Source organism: Arthrobacter sp. GmRoot5-12, from assembly GCF_059739365.1.
Genome location: NZ_AP046056.1, coordinates 1,152,489 through 1,174,535 on the forward strand (window position 1 = coordinate 1,152,489; position 22,047 = coordinate 1,174,535).

15 protein-coding genes and 3 tRNA genes are annotated in these 22,047 nt (G+C 67.8%); 10 read left to right on the top strand and 8 right to left on the bottom strand.

Features of this window, described 5'->3' with window-relative positions:
- Positions 1–23: 23 nt before the first annotated feature.
- The 5 genes from AC6JAM_RS05130 to AC6JAM_RS05150 form a co-directional block, all read right to left on the bottom strand.
- Positions 24–308, bottom strand: coding sequence for a DUF1540 domain-containing protein (locus tag AC6JAM_RS05130; protein WP_018771212.1), 285 nt, complete (start codon positions 306–308; stop codon positions 24–26).
- Between the two features lie 93 nt (positions 309–401).
- Complete coding sequence (locus AC6JAM_RS05135; RefSeq protein ID WP_497934192.1) at positions 402–3,266, bottom strand: ABC transporter permease family protein; 2,865 nt, start codon at positions 3,264–3,266, stop codon at positions 402–404.
- Entirely contained in the window at positions 3,266–4,003 is a 738-nt protein-coding gene (locus tag AC6JAM_RS05140; RefSeq protein ID WP_056389255.1) for an ABC transporter ATP-binding protein, read from the bottom strand. The genes AC6JAM_RS05135 and AC6JAM_RS05140 overlap by 1 nt, the downstream gene beginning before the upstream one ends.
- On the bottom strand, positions 4,000–4,605 hold the full coding sequence (locus tag AC6JAM_RS05145) for a PadR family transcriptional regulator (RefSeq protein ID WP_018771215.1): 606 nt from the start codon (positions 4,603–4,605) through the stop codon (positions 4,000–4,002). The genes AC6JAM_RS05140 and AC6JAM_RS05145 overlap by 4 nt, the downstream gene beginning before the upstream one ends.
- A 123-nt stretch (positions 4,606–4,728) precedes the next feature.
- Complete coding sequence (locus AC6JAM_RS05150; RefSeq protein WP_018771216.1) at positions 4,729–5,712, bottom strand: NAD(P)H-quinone oxidoreductase; 984 nt, start codon at positions 5,710–5,712, stop codon at positions 4,729–4,731.
- Positions 5,713–5,820: 108 nt separating this feature from the next.
- On the opposite strand from AC6JAM_RS05150, the gene AC6JAM_RS05155 reads away from it, so the two are divergent.
- A tRNA-Ser gene (locus tag AC6JAM_RS05155) sits at positions 5,821–5,908 on the top strand.
- Positions 5,909–6,001: 93 nt separating this feature from the next.
- Here the strand turns inward: AC6JAM_RS05155 and AC6JAM_RS05160 are convergent.
- Positions 6,002–7,930 carry an FAD/NAD(P)-binding protein gene (locus tag AC6JAM_RS05160; protein WP_134165827.1) on the bottom strand — a complete coding sequence of 643 codons (1,929 nt, stop codon included), beginning with the start codon at positions 7,928–7,930 and terminating at the stop codon, positions 6,002–6,004.
- Positions 7,931–8,014: 84 nt separating this feature from the next.
- Here AC6JAM_RS05160 and AC6JAM_RS05165 point away from each other — a divergent pair, with 84 nt between their 5' ends.
- The 3 genes from AC6JAM_RS05165 (at position 8,015) to AC6JAM_RS05175 (ending at position 12,223) form a co-directional block, all read left to right on the top strand.
- A complete protein-coding gene (locus AC6JAM_RS05165) occupies positions 8,015–10,258 on the top strand; it encodes a prolyl oligopeptidase family serine peptidase (RefSeq protein ID WP_018771218.1) in 2,244 nt (747 codons plus the stop codon).
- A 189-nt stretch (positions 10,259–10,447) separates the two neighbouring features.
- A tRNA-Ser gene (locus AC6JAM_RS05170) sits at positions 10,448–10,536 on the top strand.
- Between the two features lie 205 nt (positions 10,537–10,741).
- Positions 10,742–12,223 carry an MFS transporter gene (locus AC6JAM_RS05175; RefSeq protein ID WP_497934194.1) on the top strand — a complete coding sequence of 494 codons (1,482 nt, stop codon included), beginning with the start codon at positions 10,742–10,744 and terminating at the stop codon, positions 12,221–12,223.
- Here AC6JAM_RS05175 and AC6JAM_RS05180 read toward each other — a convergent pair.
- Positions 12,147–14,351, bottom strand: a complete 2,205-nt coding sequence (locus AC6JAM_RS05180) for a RecQ family ATP-dependent DNA helicase (protein ID WP_497934196.1) — start codon at positions 14,349–14,351, stop codon at positions 12,147–12,149. The genes AC6JAM_RS05175 and AC6JAM_RS05180 overlap by 77 nt on opposite strands.
- Positions 14,352–14,491: 140 nt before the next feature.
- Between AC6JAM_RS05180 and AC6JAM_RS05185 the strand changes: the two genes are divergently transcribed.
- The 4 genes from AC6JAM_RS05185 to AC6JAM_RS05200 all read left to right on the top strand — a co-directional run bounded on the left by AC6JAM_RS05185 (position 14,492) and on the right by AC6JAM_RS05200 (position 18,178).
- Positions 14,492–15,910, top strand: coding sequence for a phosphomannomutase/phosphoglucomutase (locus tag AC6JAM_RS05185; RefSeq protein ID WP_497934198.1), 1,419 nt, complete (start codon positions 14,492–14,494; stop codon positions 15,908–15,910).
- A gap of 6 nt (positions 15,911–15,916) precedes the next feature.
- A complete protein-coding gene (locus AC6JAM_RS05190; RefSeq protein ID WP_497934199.1) occupies positions 15,917–16,414 on the top strand; it encodes a hypothetical protein in 498 nt (165 codons plus the stop codon).
- A 15-nt stretch (positions 16,415–16,429) separates the two neighbouring features.
- Positions 16,430–16,879: an RrF2 family transcriptional regulator gene (locus tag AC6JAM_RS05195; protein WP_497934201.1), complete on the top strand. Its 450-nt coding sequence runs from the start codon at positions 16,430–16,432 to the stop codon at positions 16,877–16,879.
- 138 nt (positions 16,880–17,017) lie between these two features.
- Positions 17,018–18,178 (top strand): globin domain-containing protein, encoded by a 1,161-nt coding sequence (locus tag AC6JAM_RS05200; RefSeq protein WP_497934203.1) that lies wholly within the window; start codon positions 17,018–17,020, stop codon positions 18,176–18,178.
- 90 nt (positions 18,179–18,268) lie between these two features.
- Here the strand turns inward: AC6JAM_RS05200 and AC6JAM_RS05205 are convergent, their stop codons facing one another.
- Positions 18,269–20,101, bottom strand: coding sequence for a phosphoenolpyruvate carboxykinase (GTP) (locus AC6JAM_RS05205; RefSeq protein WP_497934205.1), 1,833 nt, complete (start codon positions 20,099–20,101; stop codon positions 18,269–18,271).
- A gap of 277 nt (positions 20,102–20,378) precedes the next feature.
- Here AC6JAM_RS05205 and AC6JAM_RS05210 point away from each other — a divergent pair.
- Both AC6JAM_RS05210 and AC6JAM_RS05215 read left to right on the top strand, forming a co-directional pair.
- Positions 20,379–20,455: transfer RNA gene (locus AC6JAM_RS05210), tRNA-Arg, on the top strand.
- Between the two features lie 76 nt (positions 20,456–20,531).
- A complete protein-coding gene (locus tag AC6JAM_RS05215) occupies positions 20,532–21,986 on the top strand; it encodes a dihydrolipoyl dehydrogenase family protein (protein ID WP_497934207.1) in 1,455 nt (484 codons plus the stop codon).
- The last annotated feature ends 61 nt before the right edge of the window (positions 21,987–22,047 follow it).

Sequence of the window (22,047 nt, forward strand, 5' to 3'; positions counted from 1 at the left end):
CCTTCGCATGGCGGCAGGGACGGTCAGGCGTGGGCGTAGGTGAGGCAGTCGGCGTTGTCGGCTCCCGGCCCGACGTGCACCTCCGGGGCGTTGCACATCAGGTGGTCGTTGTGGACGCACTCGGCCCGCTGGCAGGCTCCCACGTCGGCGAGGACCTTGGGCAGGCCGCCGTGGATGCCGGTCTCGATGAACGTGGCACAGGATGCGTGGTCCTGGCTTCCCCCCACGGTGATGGCATGGGCCGTGCAGCCTTCATGGTCGTTGAATGAACAACGGGTGACACTGCAGTCGGCAACATGGGTCGTCATGAAGTTCCTCCGTAAGTTCCACCGCCCGGGCGGGCGGCTCGTGCACCTACGGTAGGCCTGATCCCGGTGATCAAAAAGACCCAATACTTTGACCTAATGCCCCTCCGCCAGGCTGCGCCTGGACAGGGGCAGCCCGGACCGGGTGAAGGCCCAGGCGAGCGCTGCCGCCGTCAAGGGCACTGCCACCAGCAGCGCGGACAGGTGCAGCCAGGGAACCTCGAGGGCTGTCCGCATGTCCGTGGAAAGGACCAGCAGGACCGCTGGCACCGTTCCTGCCAGCGTCCCCAGAACGGCTCCAACGCCGCTGGTGAACAGTCCCTGCGACCCGGCAAGGGCCTTGCGCAGCCTTGGCGAGGCCCCGACGCCGGCGAGGACCGCATGGTCCTTCCGGGCATCAGCCATGGAGAGTCCTGTCGTAATGCCCGCCGCGCTGAAGGTGATCAGCGCAGCCGCGGCCACGATGGACCAGGTGATCCACTGGCTTACCTGCGAAACGCCCGGTTCCGCCTGGAAAGTCATGCCCGGCTGCCCGTAGACGGCGGCGGCCGCAGCGGAGGCCGCATCTGCCTCAGCCTCGGAGGGGTAGGCAGAGAGCTGCACGAGCAGTCCGGCCGGGGCCGCGCGGAGGTCCAGGCGTTCGGCGGTTTCCGGCGAGACAACGCCGTAGTAGGGCACCGGGACAGCCGGTTCAAGCACTGCCGCGGCAAGGGAGTCGCTCCTGACGGTTGAGGGGACGGTGCCCGGCCCCGAGGATGCCGGCTCTTGGGTCCGTACGTCCTTTCCCTCGAGCAGTACCCTTCCATCACTGACGAACACCGGGTTCGTCACCACCATCCCGCCGGCGTCCAGCACCGCCGTTGCCTCGGCGGTGGCGCTGCGGCCCAGCGCCGCCCGGATCTCCTCGCCGCCGCCCACCAGGATGGCCCGGCCGGACGGTTGTTCGCTGACCATGGAACCGCGGCACCGCCAGTCGCCCGGGTCCAACACCCTTCCCTTGGGAGTCCTCGGGCATTCATTTGCCTGCGGCCTGGCAAGCGAAAACAGCAGGCAGTTTGACGTATCCGTGCGCGCCGGCAGTCCGGGATCAGCCGGGCCCTCGGGGCAGTTGCGCAGGCTCTCCGGCGCCGTGATCACGTGCGTCGATTCGACGGTGCCCAGGGCATCTGCCACCGCAGAGGAGAGCTTAGGGACATCCACCCGGACGGCCGGCTTCCTGCTGCCATCGGCCGACGCCGGCGGGTCCACCACCAGCGGCAGGTACGCCTGGTTTTCCAGGGCGCCCCAGTAATGTGATTCCCGCATCCCTGCCTGCTGGCTGGCGGAGAGCACCAGGGCGGCGCTTGCCAGGGTGGCGGCGGCGAGTACCGCGGCCACCGCGGGAACGCTGCGCCCGCGGTTCCGGGCCGAATCACGGGCCGCCATCCGGAGTGACAGCGGCATCCACTGGATGCGGGAGGTCAGGCGGAGGACCAGCCAGCCGGTCAGCAGCACCAGGGCAACAACCGCCAGCACGGCGCCGAGGATGAGCACCGTGACCACCAGCGGCAGTTGCTCCGCCAGCCGGTCCGGATCGTTGGTGGACCGTCCCAACAGCCAGCCCGCCGCCAACAGCCCGGCAGCGAGTACCAGCACCCCGGCGCCGGCCAGGGGTGCCCGCCGCGGCTTCGCGGAGGGTGCCCGGCCGGCTTTGAGGGCACCCAGCACCGCCTGACGGGAAACCTGGCGGGCAGGTACCATCGCCGCGATGGTGCAGGATGCCAGCCCCATGGCCATGGCGGCGAGTGTCAGCAGGAAATCCGGATGCAGCCCTGCCAGCCGTGCCGAGCCGTGCAACCGGACCACGTGGACGACGACGGCAGCGGCTCCCAGCCCCACCGCGGCTCCGGCGGCAACGGCAACGCCGCCCAGCCAGAGTCCACCCGCGGTGACAACAGCGCGGATGGCGGGGCCTTCCGCACCCGAGGATGCCAGCAGTGCCAGCTCACGCACCTGCTGCCTGGCGCCCACGGCGAAGGCAGCACCGGCCAGCAGGCCCACCTCCAGCAGCGCCAGGGCGCCGATCAGGCCGAACCCGGCGTAGACAGCCACCGCTTCCGTGGAATCATCCCGGGGCACGGAACCGGCAACGGTCCGTTCCTCCCGGGACGGCGGGTCCAGCACCACGCTGCGGGACAGCACGCCCACGCCTTTACTGTTGGCTTCCATGACCTGCGGCCAGGTGACCGGCTCCGGACCCACCAGGTAGTAGGACACGGACTGGCGGGTCTGCGGTCCCTTGGCAAGGTCAGAGGGTACCTGTCCTGCCTGCAGGTACAGGAAGCTGGTGCCGTCCGGGAGGCCGGCATCGCGAATGGTGCCCACCGGCACGAAGGTGCCTGCCGACGTCGTAAATTCCTGTCCGAAAGTGAGGTGGAAGCGCGTCATCAGCCCGGGCGACGCCAGCACCTCCGTGCCGTCGCGCGGGGGCCGGCCCGCCAGGAGGCTGAACTTTCCGGTGAAGGCCGGATTGAGGGCATCCACTTCGCGGCCCTGCAGCGAAACAAGTGCTTCCCCCACGCCGGTGGTCAGCTGGAGCAGGCGTTGCGGCAGCACATCGTAGCCCGCGGGAATGGCGTCAAGCGGGTCGGTCCGCCGGAATTCAGGATCGAACCGGCCGGTGCTGGAGGCGACCACACCGTCATTGAGCGGGTCCTGGAGGGAGTCCGCGCTGGGAACGGGCAGGACGCTGAACCTGGCCTGGGTGTTTCCCAGTTCGTAGGTGACGATTTCACCCGGCGTCCGCTGTGAGCTCTGGTAGAGGGTGGCGGCACCCGTCATCCCGGCCACGGGCAGCATGATGAGCAGGATGATGAGGAGGGACCGCCCCTTGTGGCGGGTGATGTCCCGGCGCGCCAGCCGCAGGGCAACCCGAAGGCTGCTCCGGCGGCTTGTGGGCGCCGGAGCAAGGTCCACCGGCATCAGAGACCGGCCTGGGTGAGCAGCATGGTGGGATCGTGCATGGCGGCGGCCTGGTCGATGATCCGCCCGTCCCGAAGGAAAACCACGCGGTCCGCCCAGGCGGCGTGCCTGGCTTCGTGGGTGACGAGCATGACGGCCGCTCCGGCGTCGGCACGGGCCCGCAGGACCTCCATGACCCCTTGGCCCGTTGTCGAATCCAATGCACCTGTAGGTTCATCGGCCAGGATCAGCCGCCGCTGGCCCACGATGGCCCTGGCGATCGCGACGCGCTGCTGCTGGCCGCCGGACATCTGGTCCATGAACCGGTCCGCCAGTTCGGGAATCCCCACTTGCCGCAGCGCATCGGCGGCCTGCCGGTGCGCTTTCCTGGTGGAAGTTCCGTCCAGTTCCAGCGGCAGCGCCACGTTCTCCGCGGCGGTCAGCGTGGGAACCAGGTTGAAGTCCTGGAAGACGTACCCCACGGCCCGGCGGCGCAGCCGGGCCAGTTCGTTCAGGCCCAGCCCGGCCAGCGGCGTGGACTCAACGTAGACAGCGCCCGACGTCGGCCGGTCCAGTCCGCCGGCAATGGCCAGAAGGGAGGACTTGCCGGAGCCCGACGGGCCCATGACCGCGACGAACTCCCCAGCTGAAATGGTGAGGTCAACGTCGCGGAGGGCGGCGACCGCCGTCGCGCCGTGCCCGAAAGTCCTTCCCACCCTGGCGAGTTCAAGGACCTGCTGCGGCCCCTGCACGCTCACCGGCGGATGTCCGCGTTGAGCGGGGTGTCTTCCGTGGCCCCGTTGGAGGATTTCCGGGCTCCAATTGCCGCCGTGGCCTGCGCCTGCTGGACCATCCTGGCCTCGCAAAGGTCCAGCCAGCGGACTTCCGCTTCGGTCTGGAAGATCAGTGAATCGAGCACCAACAGCCAGGCAGTATCCGTGGCCCGCTGGTTTGCCGCCGTATCGCGGCGCGCCCTGGTGTAGTCCTGCAGGGCGCGGATGGACGCCACGCGCTGGGCCTGGATGATGGCCTGGACATCGACCCCGGGCAGGGTAACGGCGAGCGCAAGCTTGATGGCGAGCTCGTTGCGTGGTGGGCTGTTCCGCTCCACGGGGGCGGCAAACCAGTTCCGCACCTCGTCCTTGCCGGCAGGGGTGATGCTGTACACCACGTGCCCTTCGCCGTCGTCGCCCTCCTTGGCCACCAGGGCATCGCGCTCCAGCCGGTCAAGTGTGGTGTACACCTGCCCGATATTCAGCGGCCACGTGGCCCCGGTGCGGTTCTCGAACTCGACCCGCAGCTGGTAGCCGTAGCGCGGCTGGTCCTGCAACAGGGCAAGGAGGCTGTGGCGAATGGACATTGTGCTCCCCCGGGCTGGTTCCAACCGGTATGCACGAGCCCCCAAGACCCGTGCATACCGCGTATAGGCAGCCTAGCCCCGACTGACGCCCCGGCGCAATACCGGGTATGCAACCGGGGGTTCCTACATGACCAGGAGGACCTTGCCCACGTGGTCGCCGCTGTCGAAATAGCGGTGGGCTGCCGCTACCTGGTCCAGCGGGAAGGTCTTGGCGACCAGCGGACGGATCCGGCCGTCAGCCACCAGCGGCCACACGGCGTCCCGCACCGCAGTCATGATGGCACCCTTTTCCGCTACCGGCCGGGGCCGCAGGGCGGTGGCCACCACGGCTGCCCGCTTCTTCAGCAACAGGCCCAGGTCCAGCTCCCCCTTGGTGCCGCCTTGCAGGCCGATCACCACCAGGCGCCCGTAGTCGGCCAGGGCCTCCACGTTCTGCTTGAGGTACTTGGCCCCCACCACGTCCAGGATGACGTCCGCCCCGTAGCCATCGTTCTGCCGCCGCAGGCTCTCCGGGAAGTCCTCCTCGGCGTAGTTGATGGCGATGTCAGCACCAAGGAACGCCTTGGCGGTGCCCACCTTCTCGTCAGTGCCGGCAGTCGTGGCCACCTTGGCGCCAAAGGCCTTGGCAAGCTGGATGGCCATGGTGCCGATCCCGCCGGTGGCGCCGTGGATGAGGACGGTCTCCCCCGGCTGCAGCTGCGCCGTCATGATCAGGTTCGAATAGACCGTTGCGGCCACTTCCGGCAGCGAGGCCGCTGTGACCAGGTCCACCCCGTCCGGCACCCGCAGTACCTGCTCGGCCGGAACCGCCACCTGCTGGGCATAGCCGCCGCCGGCCAGCAGGGCCACCACCTTGTCCCCCAACGAAAATGGCTTGCTGACGCCAGGGCCAAAGCCTGCGATCCGGCCCGAAACTTCCAGCCCGGGGATCTCGGAGGCACCGGGAGGCGGCGGGTAGAAACCCCGGCGCTGCTGGACATCGGCCCGGTTCAGGCCCGCAGCCACCACGTCAATGAGCACTTCGCCCTGGCCAGGCACCGGCGCATCCACGTCCCGGACTTCCAGCACTTCCGGGCCGCCCGGTTCCGATATGTAGACGGCTTTCATGGACCTCTCCCGTTCCTGACTCAAATCCTGGCTGCAACAAGTGTGCACCGGGCACCTTCCCGCTCCTGTTTTGTTGCAGGCAAGTGCCTATGAAACACTACTAGCTGAGGAAGGTTGTCCGAGCGGCCGAAGGAGCTGGTCTTGAAAACCAGTGTGCGGTAACCCCGTACCAAGAGTTCGAATCTCTTACCTTCCGCACTGGAAACCCCTGGCAGCCGGCACCGGCCGCCAGGGGTTTTGTGTTTTGGGCGCTGCTGCCTTACCGGTCAAGCGTGACAGGGAGTTCGGGTCAGCGTCGCAGGATGGCTGCCGCGATCTCGTCTGCATCCCTGAGGGTGCGCTGGCCGCTGCGGTAGGCGGGGCTGCCCGGCTGGAGGGCTTCGGCCGCGATGGCCGTGCCCCACTGGGTGGAGGACAACTGGAGGCCCAGCACGTACAGGTTTTCCGTCACGGACCCGTTGGAGGCAAGTGGGCGGTACGGGTGGGGCTCCACGTCCAGGCCCGTGGACTCGACGGGGGCACCTTCTGCGGTCATCATGAGCCGTGGACGCACCAGCCCATCGGACAGCATCTGCTCCAGGACCGGCGAATCATTGGCCGACACCCTGTTGCCCGGCGCAAGGGCCTCCACCATGGTCCGTGCCAGGACCGGCGGACCGGCAACCCACGGCGAGGAAGCCGTGAACATCGCGGACTGCCGGTCCACGCCGAACTTGGGGTCGGGTCCAACGAAGCTGACCACCCCTGCCCTGGCCAGTGCGGCGAGCTGTTCGGCGCGCAGCGCCGGCGGCCCGCTGGCAAGGCCTTCCACGAAGGATTCAAACCAGCCGCGCAGCCCGGCGACCCATGATTCATCGGTGATGCCGCCGTCGGCCACCGCCGTTTTGAGGAGGGCCCGCCCGTGGTGCAGGGCGCCGATGGCCATCTTGACGGGGTCGTCCTCGCCGAGCGCGGACCGGCGTGCATCGTCCAGCAGGAACTCCACCACGGCGGCATCGTGCTCGCGCCGGGACGCGAAGGAGCGCCCCGCCAAGGGGGCCGCGAGGCCCGGTAGGTCCAGCCGGTGCCGCGGACCAACGTGGACGGCCAGGACGCTTTCCACGGCGTCTTCCCAGTTGGCGGCGGTGTGGGCGTGCGGCTGCAGGGCTTCCTCCAGCGCTGCCAGGAAAGCCGCCGCATCGGGGACAGCCCCCGGCTGCGAGCGCACCAGGGTTGAGTAGTACGCCCAGAGGGCATCGCGGTGCAGCAGGGGCCACAGGTCGTGGTCGAACGAGGGCCGGATTCCGGCCTTGGCCAGCCGCTCCAGGGCGGCTTCGGTGAGGTAGCGGAGCGTGATGGAGGTGGCGTAATAGCCGTTGAGGGCTGCTTTTGCACGGTAGGGGGTTCCGCGCCGGGACGCCGCGATGATCAGGGGTTCCTGGCCGGACGGTTCGTACTCCAGGCGGCTTCCCGTGGACACGAACTTTCCGCCGCGGCCTTCGGTGAGTTGCCCCATCGTGTCGAAGAAGTTCAGGCCCATCCCGCGGACCAGCACGGGTTTCCCCGCGGGAATCCGTGTCCAGTCCACGTCTGCGGGCACGGCAGGGGGAAAGTACTGCAGGCCCAGCTGCTCGGCCGCGGCGTGCAGGCCGCGCTGTTCCGGATTCAGCCGGGACGGGATGTGCCCCAGGGCGAGCACCACTGCGTTGGCGCGGAGGGCAGCCCCGGCGGCCAGGCCGACGTCGAACATTCCGTCCCCCACCGGACGCACGGACACAGCCGACGTTTCGTGGAATTCGACCGTGACGCCGTTGGGAGCTTTGGCCAGCAGCTCCTCCAGCATGCACTTCAGGTAGCGGCCGTACAGGGCGCGGCTGGGGAAGTCATTGGACCCCAGCACCGCCAGTTCCGCCCGCTCCTCACCGGTGAGGGCCGGCAGCGGATCCCGCTGCTGCCGGGCACGCCACTGGTCGAACGTGGTGCCGGCCACGGGCGCCGGCAGCGACGGTTCCTGGGGAACCAGCGTGGGGTAGAAGGATTGCGTATTCATGAGGAACAGCCGTGACTGGCCGGGCTGCCACACGTGCCCCGGGCCCGCCGGGTAGGGGTCAACCACGTCGATGTGCAGCTGTGCAGGGCCTCCGGCCGCGGCGGCGTGGGCGAGCAGCCGCTCGAGCACGCTGGTGCCACGGGGGCCGCCGCCGATAATGACGGCCCGGTTGCTCTGCGATAATTCCACGGCATCCAGCGTACGGGCTGAAAGCGGAGGATGTGCCGGACGCTTGACTTGCCAGCCTTGGGGGATGTTGTTTGGATGGGGCGCATGACCACCACAGCAGCTGATCAAGCCTCCGCTCCCGGCCCCGGCCAGGACACCTCCGGCACCGCATCCCAGGGAACTGCGCCCGTGCCCGTCGACGAGAATGTGTGGCTGGAGGACATCTACGGCGAGGAACAGCTGGCCTGGGTCAGGGAGCAGAACTCCCGGACCGAGGACCTGCTGGAGGACGCCGGGTACGCCGAACTGGAGACCAGCATCCTGGAGGTCCTGGACTCCACGGACCGGATCGCCATGGTGGGCAAGCGGGGCGAGTGGTACTACAACTTCTGGAAGGACAGCCAGAACCCCAAGGGCCTGTGGCGGCGGACCACCTGGGAGAGCTACCTCACCGATTCCCCCGATTGGGACGTCCTGCTGGACGTGGACGAGCTGTCCCGGACCGAAGGCGAAGAGTGGGTGTTCCACGGCGCCACGTTCCTGCGCCCCGCGGCCGGAGCCCCCTACCGGCTGGCGCTGCTGGCCCTGTCCCCCGACGGCGGCGACGCGAACCGCTACCGCGAGTTCGACGTCGAGGCGCGCGGCTTCGTTGACCCCGCCCGGGGCGGGTTCGACCTGCCGACGGCGAAGGGCAACGTGTCGTGGCTGGATGCCGACACACTCCTGGTTTCCTCCACCGCGGAAGGCCTGCCCAAGACCGCGTCGTCCTACGCCCGCACAGCGGTGACCCTCAAACGCGGCGGTTCCCTGGCCGCTGCCCCGCGCCTTTTCGACGTGCCGGAGGACCACATGATGGCCGTCGCGGCGCACGATTCCACACCCGGATTTGAGCGCACCTTCGCTGTTGACTACATCGACTTCTTCAACCGGACCAACTTTGTGCTCCGGGACGGTGACTGGACGCCGATCGATGTGCCCACCGACGTCAACGTCAGCGCGCACCGGGAATGGCTGCTCTTCCGCCCGCAACAGGACTGGGTCCTCGACGGAACCACCTACCCCTCCGGCGCCCTGCTCGCCGCAAACTTCGAGGACTACCTCGCCGGGAGCCGGCAGCTCACCGTGCTGTTCACCCCCGATGACCACACATCGCTGCAGTCCTGGAGCTGGACCCGCAGCTTCCTGCTGCTGAACCTGCTCAGGGACGTTTCCTCGGAAATCCGGGTCCTGGATCCATCCAGGCCCGCCGGCACCACGGACTGCGGCTGGGCGGCCACCCTCCTTGACGCCTGCCCACCGCTGCATGACGTGAATGCCTACGCCGTGGACGACGAGGACGACGGACCAGCCGACGGCGGCGCCGGCGACGACTTCTGGCTCGTCGCCACGGGTTTCACCACCCCCACCACGCTCATGCGCGGCACCCTGGAGCACCACAGCGCCGGGACGTCCGGCGTGGTGGGCCGGCATGCGGCAATCAAGGCCTCGCCGTCGTTCTTTGCCGACACTGACTATGAAGTGGAGCAGCACTTCGCAGTGTCCGACGACGGCACCCGGGTTCCGTATTTCCAGATTGCTCCGCGGGGGCTGGCTTTGGACGGGCAGAACCCCACCCAGCTGTCCGGCTACGGCGGGTTTGAGGTTTCGCGGACGCCGTCCTATAGCGGCACGGTGGGCCGGGCATGGCTGGAGCGGCGGACCACGCTGTCCGGCGGCGACGGCGGGAAGGCGCCCCACTCCCGCGGCGGAGTGTACGTGGTGGCGAATATCCGGGGCGGCGGGGAGTACGGGCCCGCCTGGCACCGGGCGGCACTGAAGGAAAACCGGCACCGGGCCTACGAGGACTTCGCGGCCGTGGCACGGGACCTCATCTCCCGCGGCGTCACCTCGCCCCGACGCCTGGGCTGCGTGGGCGGCTCCAACGGCGGCCTCCTGGTGGGCAACATGCTCACCCGGTACCCCGAACTGTTCAGGGCCGTCTCCTGCGGAGTGCCCCTGCTGGACATGCGCCGCTACACCAAGCTCTCCGCCGGGCATTCGTGGATCGCCGAGTACGGTGACCCGGACGTTCCCGAACAGTGGGAGTACATCAGGACCTTCTCGCCCTACCACCTGCTCAAGGACGCGGTGGAGTACCCGGAGACCTTCATCTGGACAGCAACCTCCGATGACCGGGTTGGCCCCGTGCAGGCGCGGAAGATGGCAGCCCGGATGCTGGCCATGGGCATCCCCAACGTCTGGTTCCACGAAGCCCTGGAGGGCGGCCATGCCGGCGCCTCGGACAACCGGCAGGCTGCCGCGCTGCAGGCCCGCAGCCAGCACTTCCTGTGGAAGGCGCTGGCAGGCTGACCGGCGTGGGCCCCTGGCTGGCTGTCCGGAGGGCCGGTTCCGGCCTCCCGGAAATCCGCATCGTCCGCCCCGGGCAACGATTGCCATAGGACGCCGGGGCCCCGGCCGGCATGCCCGCGGCCGTGGCGGGGACCGTTTTGCACTGCATGGCCGGATCTGCGTATCCTTGGTGGGCTAGGAATAGCAATTGGAGACGTGCCAGAGCGGCCGAATGGACTTCACTGCTAATGAAGGGTCGGGGTTAAACTCGACCGGGGGTTCAAATCCCCCCGTCTCCGCGTTTGGCCCCGGTCCTGGACCGGGGCCTTTTGCGTTTCAGGGTGCCCCTGGCCAGTCCTAAGCCCGTTCGCGAATCAGCGCCTTGAAGGTTCGGAAACGCGAACAAGCTTCTGATACGCCGGGCGTGGGCCCGGTCCGCGGAAAACGCTGTCCGGTAGCCGGACGCTGGGCGCGCAGGCTTTGCCGCAGTGGCAGGATTAGCGCATGGCGGCACGCAGCAACACAAACCAACCGGATGTGGGCCGGGCGGCATGGAATCCACGCCTGGCGCTTCTGGTGGCGGCAACGTTCTTCATGGAATTCCTGGACGGCACGGTCCTGACCACGGCCATTCCCAGCATTTCGTCGGACTTCGCCATCCCCGCCGCCGACGTCAACATCACCATGACCGCGTACCTGCTGACGGTAGCCGTCGGCATCCCCATCAGCGGCTGGCTGGCGGAGCGGTTCGGCGCCAGGCGGATCTTCTGCGCGGCCATCGCCATCTTCACGCTCGCTTCCCTGGCCTGCGCCCTCAGCCAGGACCTTGCCACGCTGACGCTAAGCCGCATCGCCCAGGGCGTTGGCGGGGCCATGATGGTGCCGGTGGGAACCCTGGTGGTCCTGCGCGGAACGCCGAAATCCGAATTACTGCGTGCCACCGCCTTCCTGGTGTGGCCCGGGCTCCTGGCACCCGTCCTCGCGCCGCTGGTAGGCGGCGCGCTCACCACGTACCTTTCCTGGCACTGGATCTTCCTGGTGAACATTCCCCTTGGTGCCGCCGCGTTTGCCGCCGCCCTGCGCCTGGTCCCCCCGGCTCCGGGAGATCCGCACCGGCGGCTGGACTGGCCCGGAATGGCCCTGACCACGGTGGGGGTGGGCGCACTCGTGGCCGGTCTGGAACTGGCCAGCAGCCATCCTGAACTGCCTTGGGCCGGGATCAGTGCCGCCGCCGGGGTTGCCGCTCTGGCCGGGGCCGTGTTCTGGATGCGCAGGACTCCCCATCCGCTGTTCAACCTGCAGGTCTTCCGCACCCGGACCTTCCGGGCCATGGCCACCGGCGGGTTCATATACCGGGTCACCATCAGTTCAGTGCCGTTCCTGCTGCCCCTGATGTTCCAGACCGGGTTCGGCTGGTCTCCCCTGCATGCCGGGGCGCTGGTGGCGGCCGTGTTCATTGGGAATATCGGGATCAAACCGGCCACTACCCCGCTGATCCGGAAGTTCGGTTTCAAGGCAATGCTGGTGTTCGCCTCGCTGGCCTCCGCCGTCACCTTCGCCCTCTGTGCCCTGCTGACACCGCAGACCCCTGAGGCGTTGATGTTCGTGCTGCTGGTGTGCAGCGGGGCCTTCCGCTCCATCGGTTTCTCGGCTTATGCCTCCGTGCAGTACGCCGACATCCCGCCGGCACAGCTGACCTCCGCCAACACGGTGTCGGCCACCCTGGTACAGCTGGCCACCGGCTCGGGTATCGCGGTGGCAGCCCTGCTTATCCGGACCTTTGACGGGCTGGCCCTCGGACCGCAGGACCCCGCCGGGCCCTTCCGCGGCGCTTTTGTGGCAATGGCCGTCCTGATGCTGGCCAGCACCGCGGACAGCATCCTGCTCCCCCGCCATGCGGGGGCAGCCGTCAGCCGGCCTGGGCCAAAACCAGGGGAAGCACCGCTCCCGCCCCGGCCTGCCGAAGGGCGCGCCCCGCGACGGTGAGGGTCCACCGGCTGTCGGCGAGGTCGTCAATCAGCATGACCGTCTGGCCCTGGACGGACTGAAGGGCGGCTTCGAGCTCCGGGCCCACCACCAGCCTGTCCCACACGCCCGCCAGCCGGTATGCGCTGTTTCCGCCGCGGCCGCCGGTGGGACCGCCGTGCGCCGGCTGCAGATCGCCAAGGTAGGGTATCCGCCCGATCTCGGAAATCCCCCTGGCCAGCGAGCCCACCAGCTGCGGTTTGCTGCGGGACGGCATCCCCACAATGGCGGCCGGCCTTCCCGCGCCGCTCCAGCCCGGGTTCCGGGCATCGCCGGTCCCCCATTCACGCAGGACCTGCACGCACGCCTGGAGCATGCCGGGATCGACCGGCCGGTCCTCCGCGCCGGCGGCAAACAGCTCCCGCAAGGCACCACCCCACCCCAGGTCCGTCAGCCGGGCCAGGACACGCCCCTCCGAAAGGCCCTCTGCCGGCTTGAGTTTTCCTTTCACCGGTACTCCCAGCCGGTCCATCCCGCTGGGCCACTGCAGGCGCGGTTCAAGGACGCCGCCGGCCCTGCTCAGGGTCTGGCCGGCCGCCGCCGTGGCATCGGCTGCCACGTCTGCCGGGAACCACCGGCCGGCGCAGTTGTCGCACCGCCCGCAGGGACGGGCCGTCTCGTCATCCAGGACCGAGGTGATGTACTCCATCCGGCAGCCTGCGGTGTCCTGGTAGATCACCATGGAGTCCTGCTCGTCCACCCGTGCCTCGGCAATGCGCCCGTAGCGTTCCGCATCGTAAACCCAGGGCTGGCCGGTGGACCGCCATCCCCCGCCCACCCGTTCCACCGCACCGTCCACGGACAACACCTTCAACAGCAGCTCGAGCGGGGTCCGGCGAAGGTCCACCCTGGCTTCCAGCGCCACCGTTGACAGGGCAGTTCCAGCCTCAGCCAGGGCAGTCAGCACGGCTCCGGCCTTCTCCTGGGACGGCATGGACGCGGTGGCGAAGTACTGCCAGATCTCCCGGTCCTCTGCGCCGGGGAGCAGCAGGACGTCTGCGTTGGCGGCACCACGTCCGGCGCGCCCCACCTGCTGGTAGTAGGCGACGGGCGAGGACGGCGCACCGAGGTGGACGACGAAGCCAAGATCGGGCTTGTCGAAGCCCATCCCCAGGGCGGACGTGGCCACCAGCGCCTTGACCTGGTTGTCCTTGAGCAACTGTTCGGCCCGTTCACGGTCCGCGGGATCGGTCCGTCCGGTGTAGGCGAGCACGGTGTGCCCCGCCTCTGACAGAAGGCGGGCGGTGTCCTCGGCCGCGGAAACGGTAAGGGTGTAGATAATCCCGCTGCCAGGGAGATCGGCCAGGTGGGTCAGCAGCCAGCCCAGCCGTTCCTTGGAGTCAGGGAGCGACAGGACTCCAAGCCGCAGCGAGTCACGGCCCAGGGAGCCGCGGATGGTCAGGACTCCCTCACCGAGCTGCTCTTCGATATCGTGCACCACGCGTGAGTTGGCCGTGGCGGTGGTGGCCAGGACCGGGACGGAATCCGGCAGCCGCGTGATGAGGTCCGCAATCCGGCGGTAGTCGGGGCGGAAGTCGTGGCCCCAGTCGGAAATACAGTGGGCTTCGTCGATCACCAGCAGGCCGGTCCGCCGGAGCAGTTCGGGCAGCTGGGTCTCGCGGAACGCGGGATTGGTCAGCCGCTCCGGCGAGACGAGGAGGACATCCACCTCATCGGCGGCCAACTGCCCGCGCACGGCGTCCCACTCCAGCTGGTTGGCGGAGTTGATGGCGACGGCGCGCACCCCTGCCCGGGCGGCGGCAGCAACCTGGTCCCGCATCAGGGCAAGCAGCGGCGAGACGATCAGCGTGGGCCCGGCACCCCGGCGCCGCAGCAGCAGGGATGCCACGAAGTACACAGCCGACTTGCCCCAGCCGGTGCGCTGCACCACCAAAGCCCGCCGCCCGCCGTCGACCAGTGCCTCAATGGCCTCGAACTGCCCGTCATGGAAGACCGCGTCCGGGTGACCCACCAGGCCCCGCAGGACCTCAAGCGCTTCGGCATGGGTGGCGGTGCCCGGTGTGCCGGGAGCTGCCATGTCTGCAACGGCGGTAGCGGAAACTGTGGACGTGTACTGGTTATCGGCCATTGGTTCAGTATCCCAGCACCCTCCGACACCCTGCACAGCCGGCGGCTGCTATGTGGAAACCTGGCCGCATAGCGGACCTGTTACGAAAGAGCTCCCCAATCCACATTGGCCGGAAGCCCTGCCCACGTAAGATAAAGCCCGTGACTAGCGAACAGACAACGACATTTGACCTTTCGGCATCCTTCAAGGCCTACGACGTCCGTGGGATTGTAGGCGAGTCGATCACCGCCGAAATCGTCGAAGCCGTGGGGGCCGCGTTCGTGGATGTCCTGCAGCTCGAAGGCCAGACCATCGTGGTGGGCGGGGACATGCGCCCCTCCTCCCCCGAGTTCACCAAGGCCTTCGCCAACGGAGCGGCAACCCGCGGTGCCAACGTGGAACTGCTGGACCTGATCTCCACCGATGAGCTGTACTTTGCCTGCGGGTTCCTCAACCGCGCCGGGGCAACCTTCACCGCCAGCCACAACCCCGCCGAATACAACGGCATCAAGATGGCCAAGGCAGGCGCCGTCCCCATCTCCTCCGAAACCGGCCTCAAGGACATCCAGGCCCTCGCGGAGCAGTACCTCAATGCCGGGTCCATTCCCGCAGGCGGCACCCGGGGCCTCATCAGTGTCCGCGACGTGCTCAAGGACTACTCCGAGTACCTCCGCAAGCTCGTGGACCTTTCCGCGTCCCGCCCCCTGAAGGTGGTGGTGGATGCCGGCAACGGCATGGCCGGCCTGACCACCCCGGCCGTCCTGGGCGACGCCCTGCTGCCCAAGCTGCCTTTCGACATCGTTCCCCTGTATTTCGAACTGGACGGTTCCTTCCCCAACCACCCGGCCAACCCGCTGGAGCCGGAAAACCTCCGCGACCTGCAGGCCGCGGTCATCGAACACGGTGCGGACATCGGCCTGGCCTTCGACGGCGACGCCGACCGCTGCTTCGTCATCGACGAGAAGGGCGAGCCCGTCTCCCCGTCGGCCATCACCGGGATGGTGGCCCGCCGCGAGATCGCCCGCGCCAAGGCCCAGGGCGAGGAAAAGCCGGCCATCATCCACAACCTGCTGACCTCCCGCGCCGTCGCCGAACTGGTGGAGCACGACGGCGGCCGCGCCGTCCGCACGCGCGTTGGCCACTCCTTCATCAAGGCAGTCATGGCAAAGGAAGGCGCAGTGTTCGGCGGCGAGCACTCCGCGCACTTCTACTTCCGCGACTTCTGGAACGCTGACACCGGCATGCTGGCCGCCATGCACGTCCTGGCAGCCCTGGGCGAGCAGCACGGCCCGCTGTCCGAACTGGCCCGCGAATACGAGCCGTATGTCAGCTCCGGCGAGATCAACTCCGAGGTGGAGGACAAGCCGGCAGCAGTGGAGCGGGTGCGCCAGGCCTTCGCTGACGAGGACCTCACCATCGACAACCTGGACGGCAGCACGTTCACGGCCAACGACGGCAGTTACTGGTTCAACCTGCGCCCTTCCAACACCGAACCGTTCCTGCGGCTCAATGCCGAGGCAACGGACCGGGCCACCATGGAACGCATCCGCGACCGTGTGCTGTCCCTGGTGCGGGCCTAGCATCGGATGGCTGACCACACTGCGCGGCCACTGGACGGGTCCGGCGGGCAGGAAAGCTGGCGCGAGTCCGTCTCCGAGGCCACGGCAACTGACCTGGAGAATCTCCTGGGCACGGGCGTCAGCGCGGCCCAGGAGCAGCTCCAGCGCAACGGCGGCTTCCTGCCTTTCGCGCTGACCGTCCAGAACGACGGCGAGGTGCGGCTGGTGGCCGTCTCACCTGCTGATGCCGCCGACGGCGCGGACGGGGACTTCGACGCGGATGCCATGATCCACGACCTGCAGGCCCTCCTCCGCCAGAACCGGGACGATTTCCGCGCCGCCGCGGTGGTGTGCGACATCCTCCTGGTGGAGGAGGATTCGGACGCCATCCATGTGGCCGCCGAGCACCGCGACGGATCCCTGTTTGCGGCCGTGCTGCCATATTCCGCCAACGCAACCACCCAGTCCTGGGAATTCGGTGAGCTGGGCGCCGATGCCAGCGAGCCCGCGATCTGGGTGGACTAGACCGGTCCTGCAGCCATGAAGATCAATGCCTTCGCCGACGTCAGCCTGCGAGCACTCATGGTGCTCGCAGCCGTTCCGGACGGCACGCTGCTCACCACGCAGAGCATCGCGGATTCGGTGGGCACGCCGTACAACCATGTCAGCAAGGCCATGGCCAAGCTGCGGAGCATGGGCCTGATCGAGGTTGTCCGGGGCCGCTCCGGCGGTTCACGGCTCAGCCATGCGGGCCGCATCGCCACGGTGGGGCAGATCCTGCGGCAGCTTGATACCCGCACCGATCCTGCCGATTGTGTTGCGCCTGGCGGCAACTGCCCGCTCATCAACGAGTGCAAATTGCGCGTCGCCTTGGCCCGTGCGCGCGAAGCATTCTACGCGGAACTGGACTCCGTGGTGATTGGGGAACTCCCCCACGCCCGCCAAATGGCCCCGGTCTTCCAAATGATCGGACTCCGGCCGGGGCTTTAGCCCGCCTATCCGAGCGCAGGCTCCCGGTTTGATTTCAAACTTCTACAAGGTGTAGAACTGAGGCAGAAATACTCGTATTTCAAATATGAGTTTTCCTCCGGCCGGACGAAGGCCCCGGCCATTACCTCAGGAGTTCAGATGCTCTCGGACAAGTCCCGCCCCGTCATTGAGGCCACCCTGCCGCTGGTCGGTTCCAGGATCGGATCCATCACCCCCAACTTCTACGCCCGCCTTTTCACGGCCCACCCCGAACTGATGGATGGCCTGTTCAGCCGCTCCAACCAGCGCTCCGGCAACCAGCAGCAGGCCCTCGCCGGAAGCATCGCCGCGTTCGCCACCCACTTGGTGAACAACCCGGGCACCCTGCCGGAAACCGTCCTGTCGCGCATCGCCCACCGGCACGCCTCCCTGGGCATCACGGAGCCGCAGTACCAAGTGGTCTACGAGCACCTGTTCGCCGCAATCGCCGAAGACCTGGCCGAGGTGATCACTCCCGAAATCGCCGAAGCCTGGACCGAGGTGTACTGGCTCATGGCGGACGCCCTGATCAAGCTCGAAAAGGGCCTCTACGCCGCGCAGGCCAACGACAAAATGTGGACGCCCTGGCGGGTGGCAGCCAAGGCACCGGCAGGAACCGGGTCCATGACCTTCACGCTGGAGCCCGCCGACGACACCCCCGTCACCCCCGCCCTGCCCGGCCAGTACATCAGCGTCAAGGTGGCCCTCCCCGACGGACTGCGCCAGGTCCGCCAGTACTCCCTCTCCGGCGATGCCGGCACCAGCCGCACCTTCACCACCAAACTGGACGACGGCGGCGAGGTCTCCCCCGTCCTGCACCACACCGTCCAGGTGGGCGACGTCGTCGAGATCTCCAACCCCTACGGCGAGATCACGCTCAAGGAAGGCGACGGCCCCGTGGTCCTCGCCTCCGCCGGCATCGGCTGCACCCCCACCGCTTCCATCCTCCGCTCCCTCGCCGAATCCGGCTCCGACCGGCAGGTCCTGGTGCTGCACGCCGAAAGCACCCTGGACAGCTGGGCCCTGCGCAGCCAGATGACGGACGACGTCGAACGCCTGGACGGCGCGGAACTGCAGCTGTGGCTGGAGAAGCCGGCGGAGGGCGCCCGGGAAGGGTTCATGTCCCTGCGCGAAGTGGACCTTCCGGCGGACGCCTCCCTCTACCTCTGCGGCCCCCTGCCGTTCATGAAGAACATCCGCAATGAAGCCATCAACGCCGGCATCCCGGCCACCAGGATCCACTACGAGGTCTTCGGCCCGGACATTTGGCTCGCCAGCTGAAACAGACACACGACGACGACGGCCCCGCACCTTTTCGGAAAGGTGCGGGGCCGCCGTTGTTGCATCCGCGGTACGCGAATCCGGCCGCTGCTAGTGCTTGGCCATGCGTTCCTTGAGGGACTCAAGCTCGGCATGCAGCGCATCCGGCAGGGAGTCGCCGAACTTCGCGTACCACTCCTCGATGGAGGCCAGCTCGGCGTCCCATTCCTCGCGGTCGACGCGGACGGCGTCCTCGACGTGGGCGTGGGTGAGGTCAAGGCCGGTGAGGTCCAGTGAATGGCCGGCAGGCACGAAACCGATGGGGGTTTCCACGGCGTCCGCCTTGCCTTCGATCCGCTCGATGGCCCACTTCAGGACGCGGGCGTTGTCACCGAAGCCGGGCCAGGCGAATCCGCCGTCGGCCGTGCGCCGGAACCAGTTCACCAGGAAGATGTGGGGCAGGCGCTCCGGGTTGGCCTTCCCAGAGACACTGATCCAGTGCTTCAGGTAGTCGCCGGCGTCGTAACCGATGAACGGCAGCATGGCCATCGGATCGCGGCGGAGCACGCCCACCTGTCCGGCGGCAGCGGCCGTGGTCTCGGAGGAAAGGGTGGACCCCATGAAAATGCCGTTGGTCCAGCTCCGTGCCTCGGTGACCAGGGGAACGGTGGTCTTGCGGCGGCCGCCGAACAGGATGGCCGAGAGCTCCACGCCGTCGGGGCTGTAGTATTCCTCGGCGAGCATGTCCACCTGCGAGATGGGGGTGCAGAACCGGGAGTTCGGGTGGGCGGCGGGACGGCCGGAATCGGGGGTCCACGAGTTGCCCTGCCAGTCGGTCAGGTGCGCCGGCACCTCGTCCGTCATGCCCTCCCACCAGACACCGCCGTCGTCGGTCAATGCCACGTTGGTGAAGATGCTGTGGCCCTTGGCAATGGCGCGCATGGCATTAGGGTTGGTGCCCCAGCCGGTGCCGGGGGCGACGCCGAAGAGGCCGGCCTCCGGGTTGGTGGCGCGCAGCTCGCCTTCCTTGCCGATCCGCATCCACGTGATGTCATCGCCAAGGGTTTCGACTTCCCAGCCTTCAATGGTGGGGTCGAGCAGGGCAAGGTTGGTCTTGCCGCAGGCCGAGGGGAAGGCCGCGGAGATGTAGTAGTTCTTCTTCTCCGGCGAGGTGAGCTTGAGGATGAGCATGTGCTCGGCCAGCCAGCCTTCGTCACGCGCCATGACCGAGGCGATGCGCAGGGCGTAGCACTTCTTGCCGAGGAGGGCGTTGCCGCCGTAGCCGGAGCCAAAGGACCAGATGGACCGCTCTTCGGGGAAGTGGACAATCCATTTGTCGGGGTTGCAGGGCCACGGCACGTCGTCCTGGCCGGGGGCCAGCGGGGCGCCAAGGGAGTGCAGGGCGGGAACGAAGAAGGCGTTGGTGGCCGTGATCCTGTCCAGGACCTCGGTGCCGATGTTCGCCATGATGCGCATGGAAGCGACAACGTAGGCACTGTCGGTGATTTCCACGCCGAACTTGGGGTCCTCTGCGTCGAGGTGGCCCATGACGAACGGGATGACGTACATGGTGCGGCCGCGCATGGAACCGGCGAACAGCCCGCGCAGCTTCTCCTTCATCTCCCGCGGTTCCATCCAGTTATTGGTGAAGCCGGCGTCACGCCGGTTTTCCGAGCAGATGAAGGTCTGTTCCTCGACGCGGGCGACGTCGGCGGGATCGGAAAACGCAGCGAAGGAGTTCGGGAAGAGGTCCTGGTTGAGCCTGGTCAGGGTGCCGGCAGCAACAAGCTCGTCGGTAAGGCGGGTGTTTTCCTCTTCGGACCCGTCAACCCAGTAAATGCGGTCCGGCTGCGTAAGCTCAGCAACCTCTTCGACCCATGCCAGCAGGCCGGCATGTGTGGTGGGTGCTTTCTCAAGCAGCGGCTTCTGCGCCAGATCGCCCATTGCAGTTCCCTTCCTCGGGTTCATCGGTGTGAGCTAAATGCTATGGTCCGGACCAGTGGAGTTTTTGGGGAGCTTGACTGACATCTCCGGTCACCAAAAGTGAATTCCGCGGAAAATCAAGGAATTATTCCCGCAAAAACGCCGATTAAGTGACAAAGGTCACCTATACCGGTCTAGTTGCGGAGATTACAGTCGGTTCGATTTGGCACTACGGGCCCTGCTCGCGTAAAGTAATTCGAGGTTCGGGGAGAGCGGTTCTTCTCCCGGGACACGGAATGCGCCCATAGCTCAGCTGGATAGAGCGTCTGTCTACGGAACAGAAGGTCAGGGGTTCGAATCCCTTTGGGCGCACCAACAAGGTCCGCACCGGCTCGCCGGTGCGGACCTTTTTTGTGCAGCCGGGCCCGTGATCCCCGGCTAGGCTTTGCACATGATGCCCGACGCCGCTGAGCGCGAATTTGATGTTGTTGTTATCGGCGCAGGCGCCGTGGGGGAAAACGTGGCCGGCCGCGTTGTGGAGTGCGGGCTCACCGCCGTACTCGTGGAAGCGGAACTGGTGGGCGGCGAATGCTCCTACTGGGCCTGCATGCCATCGAAGGCACTCCTCCGGCCCGGCACCGCGCTGCACGGAGCACAGACGACGCCGGGCGCCAAGGAAGCAGTCACCCGTACCCTCGATGCCGCGGCCGTCCTGGAACGCCGAAACTATTTCACCTCCAACTGGCAGGACGACAGCCAGGTCTCATGGGTGGAGGACACCGGCATCGACCTGGTTCGCGGCCATGCATGGCTGACCGCCCCCAGGGCGGTGGAGGTGGCAGGCCTGGACGGTACCCGCCACCTGCTGCGGGCGCGGCATGCCGTAGTACTCGCCACCGGCTCCACCCCCAACACCCCGCCCATCGACGGTCTGCAGGATGTACAGGTCTGGGGAACCCGTGAAGCCACATCGGCGGCCGAGGTTCCGGAGCGCCTGGCAGTATTGGGCGGCGGCGTGGCCGGCGCCGAACTGGCCCAGGCCTTCGCCCGCCTGGGCTCCAGCGTGACCCTGGTGGCGCGCAGCGGGCTGCTGGGCAACTTTCCGGAGGAGGCCGCGGCACTGGTTGCGGCAGGACTGCGCGCGGACGGCGTCGAACTCCGCTTGAACACCGCCACCAAGCGCATCAGCGAGAACGGCGACGGCACCCTCACCGTCAGCCTGGGCGACGGAACCGACGTCACGGCCGAGAAGGTCCTGGTCTCAACGGGCCGGCATCCGGCCCTCGAAGGCCTGGGCCTGGAGAGCGTCGGGTTCGAGCCGGACGGCTCCGGGCACCTTTCGCTCACCACGGACACCTCCGGCCTGGTCCAGGGAACCCCCGGTGACGAACCCTGGCTGTACGCGGTGGGAGACGCCGCCGGCCATAACCTTTTCACCCACCAGGGCAAGTACGAGGCGCGGGCCACCGCTGACGCCATTGCCGCACGGGCCAGGGGCGAGCTCAAGGGCACGCCCGGCGAGTGGACCCGCTTCGCCCAGACGGCCAACCAGCACGCCGTGCCCAGCGTCGTCTTCACGGACCCCGAGCTGGCCAGCGTGGGACGCACCTTGCAGGCGGCCAGGAAGGCCGGGTACAGCGCATCCTCGGTGGAGCTGCCCATCCAGGTGGCCGGATCGTCGCTCCATTCGGAGAACTACGAAGGCTGGGCCCAGCTGGTGGTTGATGAAGACCGACGGGTCCTCCTTGGCGCAACGTTCGCCGGCCCGGACGTGGCGGAACTGCTGCACGCGGCCACGATCGCCGTGGTGGGCGAGGTGCCGCTGGACCGCCTGTGGCATGCCGTCCCCTCCTACCCCACCATCAGCGAGGTGTGGCTCCGGCTGCTGGAGAAGTACGGCCTGTGACACTTATTTGAACTGACCAGTCAGTTCGGTTAGCCTTGATGCAGACCATTCCTGCGAAAGG